This is a genomic window from Pedobacter sp. NO84 (assembly GCF_059703915.1).
Window position 1 is genome coordinate 559091 of the sequence record NZ_AP046575.1, and the last position, 13746, is coordinate 572836.

The 13746-nt window shown below is 38.2% G+C and carries 6 protein-coding genes; all 6 read left to right on the top strand.

Going from position 1 to position 13746, the window contains the following annotated elements:
- Positions 1–137 precede the first annotated feature (137 nt).
- The 6 genes from AC6H0V_RS02590 to AC6H0V_RS02615 all read left to right on the top strand — a co-directional run bounded on the left by AC6H0V_RS02590 (position 138) and on the right by AC6H0V_RS02615 (position 13498).
- Positions 138–2519, top strand: coding sequence for an ABC transporter permease (locus tag AC6H0V_RS02590; protein ID WP_497562151.1), 2382 nt, complete (start codon positions 138–140; stop codon positions 2517–2519).
- A gap of 166 nt (positions 2520–2685) precedes the next feature.
- A complete protein-coding gene (locus AC6H0V_RS02595; RefSeq protein ID WP_497562152.1) occupies positions 2686–5052 on the top strand; it encodes an ABC transporter permease in 2367 nt (788 codons plus the stop codon).
- Positions 5053–5094: 42 nt separating this feature from the next.
- Positions 5095–7488, top strand: coding sequence for an ABC transporter permease (locus AC6H0V_RS02600; protein WP_497562153.1), 2394 nt, complete (start codon positions 5095–5097; stop codon positions 7486–7488).
- A 206-nt stretch (positions 7489–7694) separates the two neighbouring features.
- Complete coding sequence (locus tag AC6H0V_RS02605; RefSeq protein ID WP_497562154.1) at positions 7695–8378, top strand: ABC transporter ATP-binding protein; 684 nt, start codon at positions 7695–7697, stop codon at positions 8376–8378.
- A 157-nt stretch (positions 8379–8535) separates the two neighbouring features.
- Positions 8536–10905 carry an ABC transporter permease gene (locus AC6H0V_RS02610; RefSeq protein WP_497562155.1) on the top strand — a complete coding sequence of 790 codons (2370 nt, stop codon included), beginning with the start codon at positions 8536–8538 and terminating at the stop codon, positions 10903–10905.
- A 121-nt stretch (positions 10906–11026) separates the two neighbouring features.
- Complete coding sequence (locus AC6H0V_RS02615; protein WP_497562156.1) at positions 11027–13498, top strand: ABC transporter permease; 2472 nt, start codon at positions 11027–11029, stop codon at positions 13496–13498.
- Positions 13499–13746: the final 248 nt, after the last annotated feature.

The window sequence follows — 13746 nt, forward strand, 5'->3', positions numbered from 1 at the left end:
GTGTTTGGCATTTTGAAAGCCCCACGCTCTACGCTAATCGATACAAAATGTAAAATGCCTGCCTGCCGGACAGGCAGGGAAAATGGAAGGTGCAACAATTTAACAATGAAACAATTTAACAATTAAAATTTTACGCCGTGTTCAAATTAAACCTAAAAATCGCCCTGCGTAACCTTTGGAAAAACAAAGGCTTTTCATTGATTAATATCGGTGGCCTAGCTATTGGTTTAGCTAGTTGTTTGATGTTGATGCTGTATGTAAATTACGAATGGAGCTACGATAAACAGTACAAGGGGGTTGATAAAATTTATCAGGCCAAGTTAAATTTATTATTCAATGGTAAATTGGCCACTACTGCAGCAGTCCCGAACAAATTGGCAGCCGCTGTGGTCCAAGAAATTCCAGGCATTAAATTGGCTGCCCGGATCTCTGATCAAAGTGATGGTAAATTAATAAGCCGCGAACAACATAAGTTTAAACTGAAATCCTCGTATGTTGATCCATCCTTTGTTAAAATTTTAGATTTTAAATTTTTAGCAGGCAATGCCGAAACAGCTTTAAATGAACCAAATTCAATTGTTCTAACAGAAACTACGGCCAAGAAACTCTTTGGTAAAGAAGACCCGATTGGTAAAAGCTTAAAGTGGGATAATCTTAAAGACTTAAAAGTTGCTGCTGTTATTGCTGATCTTCCCAAAAATCAATCTATACAGTTTGAAGTATTACAACCTTGGTCGTTTTTTGATCAAATTAATCCTAATGATAAAAATAATGGTTGGGGAAGCATAACCTGCATGACGCTGTTCCAGTTAAGGGACAATGCAAATATAGATGCCATTAACGCTACCCTTAAAAACTTTATTTTGAAGAAAGAGCCTGAACTGAAATCGTATGTATTCGAGCCTTTTCTGTTCCCATTGGGGGATGCACACCTTTATAATGAGTTTGAAAATGGAAAATCATCAGGAGGTAGAATAGACGAAGTAAGGTTATTTGGCTTTCTCGCGTTATGCGTATTACTCATAGCCTGCATTAATTATATGAACCTTTCTACAGCACGGTCAGAAAAAAGAGCAAGGGAAGTAGGAGTAAGAAAAGCACTTGGATCGGCAAGAAGTTCGTTAATGGGGCAATTTATGTTAGAATCGCTATTGATTTCTTTTTTGGCGATGGCTATCGCTTTTGCCCTACTTGAGGTTTCTTTGCCTTATTTTAATAACCTATTAAACATTGTAATTAAGATTAATTACGCTTCTTATCTCTTTTGGACAGTTTTAGTGGTTCTTGTTCTCATCACTGGCTTGTTAGCCGGAAGTTATCCGGCTTTTTATCTTTCGTCATTTATTCCCGTAAAAGTTTTGAAAGGATTTAAGGGCTCGGTAGGTTCTCTATCCATTAGAAGAGTTTTGGTTGTATTTCAGTTTACCCTTTCGATATGCATGATCATTTCTGCAATTTTTGTGTATAAGCAGATACAATTTATGAAGAACAAACCATTAGGATTTGATCAGAATGGCATGGTGCAACTAGATTTAGAAGGTGAACTGAGAAATCCTTCAAAACTGGCTTTGTTTAAAAGTCAGTTAAAAGAGGCTGGAGCGATAGATTTTGCCACTGAATTTGCAGGACCTTTTACACAAAGTGGTTCTATCACAGGTGATGTGAGTTGGCCAGGAAAAGCAGCTAATGATAGATCTATCATCAATTATCGAAGCACAGGATTTGAGTTTGTAAATACAATAGGGGGGCAGCTTGTTGAAGGGAGAGATTTTTCTCCAAAATTTCCTTCAGATACCAATACCTCAGTTTTACTAAACGAAGCTGCAGTAAAACTGATGAGTTTAAAAAACCCAATAGGTACAAAAATTACCTGGGGCGATAATCCTCAGCTCACTGTTGTTGGTGTGGTAAAAGATTATTTCAATGCCAACGTATCAAAAGCTACAACACCTGCAATTTATTATTATAACATTAATCAAAGCAAAGTATTATTGCTACGACTTAACCCCAACCAGTTATTAAGCAAGTCGGTTGCAAGTATCAAAGCGATAAGTGAACAACTTAATCCAGCTTATCCTACACAGATCTCCTACATCAGCGAAGGAATGGAAGAAAAATTACAGAGCGAAAGATTATTAAGTGTGCTTTCTAATTTTTTCGGTGGATTTGCGATCGTTATCTCCTGCTTGGGGTTATTAGGCTTAGCCCTTTACATGGCCGAACAGCGCAATAAGGAAATCAGCATTAGAAAAGTATTGGGGGCCAATATGGGCGATATCCTGATTTTGCTGAATAAAGATTTCCTAAGATTGGTGCTGATCTCCAATATCATCGCTATTCCGCTAGCCTATGTTTTGGTAACGAAGTGGCTCCAGAAATATGATTTTAAAACAGATATAAGCTACTCCCCTTTTTTACTGGCCATTTTTGCTTCATTGCTGATCGCCGTACTAACAGTGAGTTTACAGACCTTTAAAGTAGCAAAGGCGAATGCTGTAGATGCGCTTAAGTATGAATAGCGCTGAGCGCATGGCGGATGGGCGTTTTAATGCTCTACGCTCCACGCTAATGGATGCAAAACGGAAAATGGAAAATGGAAAATGGAAAATGTAAAATGGAAAATGGAAGTGGGAGTATTGCCAACAATTAAACAATGAAGCAATTAACAATTAAAAATTTTACGCCGTGTTCAAATTAAACCTCAAAATCGCCCTGCGGAACCTCTGGAAAAATAGAGGCATCACTTCAATTAATATTGGGGGATTGGCAATCGCTTTGGCAGCATTTATTTTAGTGATGCTGTATGCAACCTACGAAACTACGTATGATAATGACGTTAAGAATTACGATTCTATTTATTTGGTAGGAAGAACATCTCCTGATTTTAAAACCAATTATACGCCCCCACCTTTGGCACAACTAATAAAAGACAATTTTCCTGAAGTAGAGGCGGTTGGGAGAATGAAAGGTGGTTTTTATGAGTTTCCTGTTAATACAATTAAAGGAAGATATTATGCTTCAAACTCGGCACAGATGGATGTTGGGCTGGCAAAAATGTTTAACGTTATCCCTAATGGCGGACTTCAAATTCCGGTAAACAAAGATCTTTATCTCCCTAAAGTAGCCATGCAAACCCTTTTTCCAAATGAGGATCTTAATCAGGAAAAAAAGGTAATTATTGGTCCGAAACAAATGGGCGATGAGCGGACAGTTAAAGGAATGATCGAACGCAATAATGAACATTCAAACATCAAGTTCGATTTGTTGGTTATAGCCAAAGATTTAGGGAAGGACGAAAATTACGGCTATAATAATTATTACACCTATATTCAGGTTAGGCCTGGTACAGACATCGCAAATCTCTCCCAAAAGATAAACAAACGCTATAAGGCAGAACTGGCTAAGGGCGATGAAAATCCTAATTGGACGAGAATAAATTCGGTGAATATCTTTTTAGATCCATTAAAAAACCTACATCTACAGCCCAAAGCGGGTAATGATGCCAATTACAAAGTGCTTCTAGCGCTTTCGGTGCTGGGCTTTTCGATCTTGGTAATCGCTTGTATCAATTTTACAAACCTAAGCATCGCACAAGCTGCAAAAAGAGCCAAAGAAGTAGGCGTTAAAAAAGTTATGGGCGCATATCGCTTCCAGCTTACCATCCAGTTTCTAACAGAGATTTTAATTCAGTGTTGTATTGCCACAGGATTAGGATTGGTTTTAGCAGAGCTTATTTTACCTCAATTTAATCAGCTTTTTTCTGTAAAGCTTTCTATTTGGGAAATCGACAACGCATTAATTTGGCAATTGCCGATCATCTTGGCTTTTATTACGTTTATTGCTGGCACCTATCCAGCGCTGGTGCTTTCTGGTTTTAGGCCTGCCCTAGTGCTAAAAGGTAATTTCCAAACCAGCAGGCAGAGCTATTGGTTAAGAAATAGTTTATTGGTTGTTCAGTTTAGTGTTGCGGTAATTTTTATTACAGGGCTGCTCATCATTAATTCGCAGCTCAACTACATGCGTACGCAAGATGTGGGCTTTAAAACCGAACAAGTGGTTTCGATCAAAAATATGGCCATCTTTAATAAACCCGAAGATTTTGCGCCGATTAGAGACAGGATCATGAAAATTAACGGCGTTAAGTCGGTTACCGTAGCTACTTCTGCGCCCGATGGCTCTAACATGGGTAAAAATACCTACACAATTGATGGTAAACAAGCAACCATTGATTTCTTGGACGTTGATTTTGATTATTTCGAAACACTTAATATTAAGACTAGGGAAGGCAGAACATTCGATTCGAGGTTTGCAACTGATACGTCAAATTCGGCCATTTTAAACGAAACTGCCGTAGCAAAATATGGCCTGATCAATCCTGTTGGCAAAATAGTTAAGGGCAATAGTATGGATTACAAAATTATTGGCGTAGTGAAGGATTTTAAGGCGCAAGGATTTGAAAAAGCAATAGAGCCTACCATTTATGCCATTAAAAATCCTAATGGGAACTATAAAACAAGTATCATGCTCAAAGTAGAAGAGCACAAAATGGCTGAAGTTTTAGCTGCACTTAAATCTCAATGGGCTGCAATAAATAAACTAGACGGTGAGGATTTTCGCTATCAATTCTTAGATGAGCTATATGGTAGGTTGTTCCAAAAGCAGGAGCAGTTGCAATCTGTATTCTTTGCCGCGGCGATGCTCACTATTTTCATTGCCATCTTAGGACTATTTGCATTCGCCAAATACATTACCAATAGTCGGATCAAAGAGATTGCAATCCGTAAAATTCTAGGGGCCAATGATTTTCAGATCCTTAAGCTCCTGAACACGTCATTTTTTGCAATGGTGGTGTTGGCCAACCTAATCTCTTGGCCATTAGCGTACATCCTAACAAAAAAATGGCTTGCTACTTTTGCCTACAGCATTGAGGTTCCTGCTTCACCATTTGTAATCAGCGCAGCAATAACAATACTATTAACCTTGTTTACAGTTAGTATCCAAGCAAATCAAGCTATAAGATCAAATCCTGTAGACGCATTGAAATATGAATAAACTAATTAGCTAATGTGCTAATTAGATAATCAGCTAATTATTATGTTCAAATTAAACCTAAAAATCGCCCTGCGTAACCTTTGGAAGTATAAAGGATATACCGCTATTAATGTATTTGGCTTATCAATAGGCTTGGCCAGCTGTATTCTCATATTCGTTTTTGTGAGGTATCAGATGAGCTTTGATAAGGATTTTACCAATAAAGATCGCATCTATCGTGTAGTATCTTCTTGGAAATATGCCGATGGAAATGATTTTAAATCGCAAGGTGTTCCTCGCCCTTTGGCGCCAGCAATGCGAAACGATTTCGCCCAGCTCGAAAAAGTAGCCTCAGTTCAAAAAACAGGGGGGATTATTAAAATCAGGGCACAGGATGGCAAAGCGGAAATAAAGACTGCCGAAGATGTGTTTTATATTGAGCCTTCTTTCTTCGAAATTTTCAATCATGAATGGCTTTCAGGTAATCCACAACAAGCGCTAAAAGACCCAAACACGGTTGTACTTTCAGAAAAAATAGCCACTAAGTTTTTTGGCGATTGGAAAAAAGCGCTTGGAAAAAGCATCAATTTCGAAAATAAGGTCGACTTTAAGGTTACGGGCATCATCAAGGATAATCCCCAAAATAGCAGTTTTCCTTTTAAAATTATCATCAGCTATGCCACGTACAAGGACAGAAATGAAAAAAGTTGGGGTTCAGTTTCATCCAATACAGAATGTTATGTACTGCTAAAAAAGGGAGTTTCCATCAATCAGTTGGATCAGCCTTTAAAGCAGTTTATCAAAAAATATTATGTAGAAAAGAGTGCGGGTAAAGAAGATCATCATTTTCAGGCTTTAAATGACATTCATCATAATGATGATTATGGTAATTTCGCTAATCGCACTGCGCCGTATAAAGAATTGATTGGTTTATCAATCATTGGCCTATTCCTTTTACTCACTGCCTGTATCAATTTTATAAATCTCGCTACTGCACAGGCTATCAGCAGATCAAAAGAGGTAGGGGTACGCAAAGTAATGGGCAGCATGCGTAAGCAATTAATCTGGCAATTCTTAAGCGAAACTGCGCTCATCACCTTTATTGCCCTCTTATTTGCCTGTGTATTTACCGAATTGGCACTTCCTGCTATGGCCAGCTTATTTGGTGCCGAGATCTCTTTCAGCTTATTTGGGCACCCGATTATATTTTTGTTCTTAAGCGCGCTTTTGCTTGTGGTTAGTTTCTTGGCAGGATTATATCCGGCAATGGTAATGTCTGGCTTCAGTCCGTCATTAGCAATTAAAAACAAAATCAGCAACTCAAGTGCTGGTGGGGTTGGCCTGCGCAAAACGCTCGTTGTTGTACAGTTTGCAATAACCGCTATCTTAATTGTTAGCACATTGATTGTGATGAAACAGATGGATTATATCCGTAATAAATCTCTAGGATACGATACTAAAGCGGTGGCCTTAATGTATGTGCCAACAGATAGTTTAAGCGTGCTAAAATTTAATACCCTAAAAGAGCAGTTATTGGCAAAACCCGGGATCAAGAGTGTGAGCTTTTGCAGTGCCGCGCCAACTGCGGATAGCAATAACGAAACCACTTTTAGCTATAACAGTTCAAAAAATGCCGATTTTCAGGTAAACACCAAACTTGCGGATGCCGATTATTTTAAGACTTTTGGTTTAGAAATGGTTGCGGGCAGAACGTTGGCCCCAAGTGATACGATTAAAGAATTTGTAGTAAATGAGACATTCCTCAAAAAGTTGAATGTTAAAAATCCCACTGATGCACTGGGTAAAATAGTAGGTCTTTGGGGCACTAAAGCACCAATTGTAGGTGTCGTAAAAGATTTTAACAACTATTCTTTGCATGATCAGATTGCACCAATTGCGATCTTTTCCCAAAAAATAAGGCATTATACCTTAGCCCTAAAGTTGGAGAAAAAAGAAATGGTAAGCACGATGAAAGAGGTTGAACGTACGTTTAATGCTACATTCCCTGATTATGTTTATGATGTTAATTTTTTAGACGATCAGATAGAAAATTATTACCATACCGAACAGGTGATGGGAGTGCTCTTTAAGGTTTTTGCAGGAGTGGTAATTTTTATTTCTTTTATAGGCCTGTTCGGACTAATTTCTTTCATTGCCACGCAAAGAACCAAAGAAATTGCTATCCGTAAAGTGCTGGGGGCCTCTAATATGGAACTGATCAAAATGCTGAACAGCAGTTTTCTATGGATGGTTTCTATAGCCAACCTAATCGCATGGCCAATTGCATATATTTTTGTAAATAAATGGCTTTCAACTTTCGAATATAGAATACCCCTAACCGTGTGGCCTTTTATAATTGCGATGCTGATTTCGATGGCAATTACTTTAATCACTGTTACACTGAGGTCGTATAGGGCCGCTAAAGCAAACACAATTGATGCATTGAAATATGAATAGGGCGACGGGCGTAGGGCGAAAAGCTTTTGGCGTTTTGAACGCTGTACGCCCCACGCAAAACAAAAGTATAACGGTGAAGCGTAATGTTTGGCGTTTTTGGACGCTCTAAGCCCTATGCCCCACGCAAAATGGAATTATAACTGTGAAGCATACTGGGTTGGCGTTTTGCACGCCCTACGCCCTCCGCTTCACGCAGAACAACAATTATGATCGAATTAAAAAGCATAGAAAAGTATTACGCCAACAGAGGCGTAAAAAGTTACGTTCTCAGACACGTAAGCACAACCATCAACCAAGGCGAATTTGTATCTATAATGGGGCCTTCTGGCGCTGGGAAATCTACATTGCTTAATATTTTAGGGATGTTAGAGGAACCTACGTACGGCGAATATCATTTTATGGGAGAAGATGTAACCTCGCTAAACGAACGCAAAAGAATAGAACTGTACCGAAACCATATCGGATTTGTATTCCAAGCCTATCACTTAATCGATGAGATGACAGTGGCCGAAAATATCGAAGCTCCATTGCTCTATAAGAAAATACCGGGATCAGAGCGTAAAAGCCGCATCGCGGATGTGTTGGATCGTTTTAACATGGTGGCAAAAAAAGACTTATTCCCCAATCAGCTCAGTGGAGGTCAACAACAGCTTGTGGGCATCGCTAGAGCACTTGTAGCTCAGCCGTCAATCATATTGGCTGATGAGCCGACCGGAAATTTGCAATCTGCACAAGCGGAACAGATTATGGATTTATTTAAAAAATTAAATAAAGAAGAAAACATAACCATTATTCAGGTAACACATTCAGAAAAAAATGCAGAATACGGCAATAGAATTTTAACCATAGAAGATGGGGTGATTAAGGATGATAAGAGAGTAGAAAGTTAATGGAAAATGGAAAAGGGAAAATGGAAGATGGAAGGCAGGTTAATTAAAAATCAGTGTAATTATTTTAATCCCGATAGCTATCGGGACGGTGTAATCATCCGCAACGCGAAACTAAGATAACTTTAAACTAAAGTCTCACATCTCAAATCTATTAAACATGTTCAAACTTAATCTAAAAATCGCGCTGCGCAATCTTTTTAAGAACAAGGTTTATGCAGCTATTAATATTGGAGGGTTAGCTATCGGTTTAACTTCCTGTTTGTTGCTGATGCTGTACGCAACATATGAATGGAGCTATGATAAACAATTTAAAAATGCTTCGCACATTTATTTGGCAATGATCAATTTCTACGATAATGATGGGAACATTACCAGGACAATAGATCAGTCGCAAAATGTACTATCAGGGGCATTAAAAGAAAGTTTTCCAGAAGTATATCTTAGTTGTAGAGCTACCGATGGCTACCAACGACTTGTAAATAATGGCAAGCAAAGTTTAAAATTAAATAACAGATATGTAGATCCTGATTTTTTAAAGGTATTTGATTATGAGTTTATTAGTGGAAATCCAAATAAAGCTTTAAATAACCCGAATTCCATAATTTTAACTGAGGCAGCCGCGAAACGTTTTTTCGGTACCACAGATGTGCTTAATCAAAAATTGAAATTCGAGAATCAAGCTGATTTAATAGTTACTGCGGTAATCAAAAACTTGCCAACCAATGTTACCTATGGATTCGAAGCACTAACTCCATTTGCTTTATACGAAAATTTAAATCATTGGCCCAAAGATCCAAACTGGGGAAGTCATGATTATTTCACCTTGGTAAAATTGAACGAAAATACAGTAGTGAGCTCGTTTAATGCTAAGTTAAAAGGTTTCGTAAAAAATCATTTTTCTAATGCTAAGGAAGATGTTTTCCTGTTTCCTTTAACTGATTTACATTTGCGCGGAAGCTTTATGAACGGAAAAAGTAGCGGCGGAAAAATAGAACAACTACAGCTATTCGTGGGTCTGGCCCTTGGTATACTTCTCATTGCCTGCTTTAATTTTATGAATTTAGCTACAGCAAATGCACAGAGTAGAGCAAAAGAAATTGGTGTTAAGAAAACAATGGGTGCCTCGAGAACCACGTTAATATTGCAATTTATAATTGAGTCGTTCATCCTTAGTTTAGCAAGTGTTTTATTAGGCGTGATTATTCTGGAATTTACTCTCCCATGGTTTAATCATTTGTTAAATATTGAAGTGGTAATCGATTATTTAAATCCAGTTAATTGGATCTTGATCCTAGTTGTACTATTACTAACGGGACTTCTTGCGGGCAGTTACCCAGCTTTCTATTTATCAGGAATAAACGTTATCCAATCACTCAAAAAATCTTTGAACTTTAAAAATCGCAGTACGTTAACCTTTAGACAAGTCTTGGTTATTGTCCAATTCAGTTTTTCAATAGTATTAATTGCAGCTACAATAACTATTTATAAACAAATACAATTCATTAAAAATAGACCATTAGGCTACCAATCTAATGGACTAATAGAAATACCTCATGAAGGTTTGCTCTACGAGAAATTTAACCTTTTAAAAACAAAGTTGATTTCAAGTGGAGCAGTGGTTGGTTTGACCCAATCCTCTGGAAGCATTTCAAAAAAGAACAGTAGCATCAGAGGATTAAGATGGAACGGGATGTCGGAGCAGGACAAATTGATTGATTTTGATCAGATTTTTACAACCTACGATTTTGTTAAAACCACAAACGTAAAATTAATAGCTGGCAGGGATTTTAATGAAAAATTTGCTTCAGATACCGCAGCATTGCTACTAAGCAAAAAAGCCGTTACGTTAATGAATCTAGAAAAGCCAGTAGGTGAAACGATTGTATTTCAGGGAGAAAGGCGTACCGTAATAGGAGTGTTTGATGATATTTCTTGGGGCAATCCGAGGGAGAGAGCTGCTCCGATGGTAATTGCCTTTGCCGATATTAGCGATGTAATTACCATGCGCTTAAATCCTGCTAATAGCATTAGTAACAACATAGCTTTGGTTAACAGACAAGTAAAGGAACTAAATCCAAACTTTCCTGTAGCCATTAAATTTATTGATAGCTTAAATGAAACGAAATTAAACGACGAGAAGGTGCTGGGTACCCTTGCAAATTTATTTGGTTGCTTGGCAATACTGATCTCTTGCTTAGGTTTGATGGGCCTTTCGGCTTTTAGTACCGCACAGCGGATAAAGGAAATCAGCATTCGTAAAATATTAGGCGCTTCAGTGAATGAACTCATGGCCTTACTTTCAATGAGCTTTATAAAATTAATAGTAATATCAATATTAATTTCACTCCCAGTTTCTTATCTAGTGATGGATAACTGGCTCCAACATTATGAAGTTCGTACCACTTTGAGTTGGTGGTTATTTGTGTTAACTGCATTCATCATATTAGCGATTGCTGTACTAACGGTGAGTTGGCAAACCTATAGAGCGGCAAAGACTAACGCTGTTGATTCGTTAAAATATGAGTAAGGCGTGTGGCGTTTGGCGATCAGCGTTGCTCTACGCCCCACGAAAACTATAATTGAAAATAAAAATTGAGGTAATCCGTAGACGTTTTGAACGCTCTACGCCCCTCGCAAAATGCTAAACCATGTTCAAACTTAACTTCAAAATCGCTTGGCGAAATCTTTGGAAAAATAAGAGCTACACTGCCATTAACATCATTGGTTTATCGGCTGGTTTGGCTAGTTTCATGATCATTCTTCTTTACATCAATAAAGAAACGGGCTATGATAAATGGGATCCTAAATTAAAACAGACCTACATTGTAGCGGCAGATTATACCCAGAACGGTGCACAAAATAAGGGTTCTAAAATCAAAGGGCTTTTATCAAAAGTACTAAGGGAAAAAATTAGTGGAGTAGAAACGGTAAGCATTGGAGATATTGGAGGACGTAAAGCTAACGTCAAAGTTGGTGCTGATACCAAAGAAATTAAACTAAAACTGCCTGCGGTAAGTGTCGACAGTAATTTTTTTAAGGTGTATCCCTTGACCGCGATGTACGGGAAGATGACCGACGTATTTTCTGATCCAGATGCAGTTGCCATCAGTTATACGGCAGCCGAAAAATTATTCGGCAAGAAGGATGCCCTTAACCAAACGATGGAACAGTATCGTGGTGTAAATTTTCCGCCAGCAATATTGATTGTAAAGGCGGTTTGGGACGATAGAAAACAGCCCTCAGCATTTGGATTTGACCTTATATTCAGGGAAGATTTGACCAGTTATGGCGATCAGGTATTATCAACTACCTTTAGTACTGTTTTCAGGCTAAAAGACGGAGTTGATAAAGAAAAAACGCTACAACAGATTAACGATGCCTACATTATAGAGTTAGCTAAATTTACTTCAAAAAATAGCGATGCAAATTTTAACCCTGGCAAAACCCAGGCCTTAAAAATTCTGAAAGAAAAAGAAGGAATTACGGCTATTAAATTACTTACTGTACCCTTGTCTGAACTAAATTTAAGCGATTTCTATACTACCAATCCTAAGCAAACTACCATCTATATCCTATGTGCACTGGCCTCATTTCTGATCCTAATTTCTTGTATAAACTATACAAATCTGGCTTTGGTATTGGCCCAAACAAGGGCTAAAGAAGTAGGGGTGAAAAAGGTCTTGGGTGCTTTTAAATGGAGCTTGGTTAAGCAGTTTTTTGCTGAAACGGGAATTCAATGTCTATTCTCGTTTTTATTGGCCATGATTTTTGCCGAATTGCTCCTGCCACAGGTTAATAAAATCCTGGCTGATAATTTAACCCTGTTTCGTTCGGCAGACATTGGGTTGATTTTAAGTCAGGTTGCCCTAATTTTAATAGCGATTACGCTGCTCTCTGGAGTTTATCCGGCATTTGTACTGGCAGGGTTTTTACCTGCTAAAGTACTGAAAGGAAATTTTGCCACTTCAGCAACTATAGGCAGTTTAAGGAAGGTTTTGGTTATTCTCCAGTTTACTGTGGCGATAGCGTTGGTAATCAGTTTTGGTGTAATTTATGCCCAGCTTAATTTTATGCGAGAAAAAGACATCGGACTTAAACCTAATCAGCTGGTAACGGTAAATATTGCCAAATATCAAAACCGGCGACTAGATCCTGCTCACTTTGAAGCTATTAAAAGCCGTTTAATGGCGATAAAAGGAGTAGAGGGGGTAACAAGGGCAACAGAAGAGCCTATTAATGACTCTGGTTTTTCAGATGATATCAGTTTTAAACATACGAAGTTAAGCGTCGAATCGAGGTATGTAGATCCCAATTATTTAAAGGTTATAGGTGCCCACCTTTTAAGTGGAAGGGATTATGACGAACAATTCCTTGCTACAGATTCTACCCAAAGTATTATACTAAACCAAACTGCCTTTAAACAATTAGGCCTTTTGCCTGGCGAAAATCAAATTTCGATCACTAGGGGGGATGAACAGGCTAATGTAAATGTAATAGGCGTGGTTGGTGATATTCAAGCCTACGGATTCGCACAGCCTGTTTCTCCAACAGTTTACCTGGTTAATGATTATTCCTTTCATTGGCGCCAAAATGTAATTATTCGATTAAACACACAGCAGTTACAGCAAACAATGGCCGAGCTAACCAACGAGTGGAAAGAAATAGACCCGGGGGCTGATCCGAGGTTCGTATTTGCAGATGAAGAATTTGCTAAAATGAATGAGAGCTATGAAGTGAGCGGAAAAGTAGTTTTCTCTTTTGGAATGGTTACGTTGCTTGTTTCTATTTTTGGTCTGATCGGATTGGCAGCCTTTAGTGCCAAAATTAGATTAAAGGAAATTGCAATCAGACGGATCTTGGGCGCTTCAACAATTTCGATCCTTAAAATCCTAAATTTTCATTTTGTAAAATTGGTGATTATATCAACGTTGTTGGCAGATGTTTTAGCTTACATTTATATGCGAAAATGGTTCAACGGCTTTGCTTATAGAATAGATATGCCAATGGGGGTGTTTTTGATAGTCAACCTTTTAGTCATTTTGATTACCATTTTAACCGTAAGCTTACAAAGTATAAAAGCAGTTAAGGCTAATCCGGTCAATGCGTTGAAGTACGAGTAGGAACATATAAAATGGAAGATGGAAGATGGAAGATGGAAAATGGGAGATGGGAGATGGAAGCGATAGACTAATCCCTGCCTGCCGGCAGGCAGGAGTGTAATCTTTTAATCTGTGTAATCATTTTCATCGGTGTAATCATCCGCTACGCGAACGGTTAGAAAAAAATCATCCGCCATGCGAAAAAAGGCAAAGTGTGAGGTAATCGGTGTAATCATCTTCATCGGTGTAATCATCCGCCACGCGAAAAA

Coding starts and splice junctions, on each gene's coding strand:
- AC6H0V_RS02615 (WP_497562156.1), top strand. CDS start 11,027: ATGTTCAAACTTAACTTCAAAATCGCTTGGCGAAATCTTTGGAAAAAT.
- AC6H0V_RS02610 (WP_497562155.1), top strand. CDS start 8,536: ATGTTCAAACTTAATCTAAAAATCGCGCTGCGCAATCTTTTTAAGAAC.
- AC6H0V_RS02605 (WP_497562154.1), top strand. CDS start 7,695: ATGATCGAATTAAAAAGCATAGAAAAGTATTACGCCAACAGAGGCGTA.
- AC6H0V_RS02600 (WP_497562153.1), top strand. CDS start 5,095: ATGTTCAAATTAAACCTAAAAATCGCCCTGCGTAACCTTTGGAAGTAT.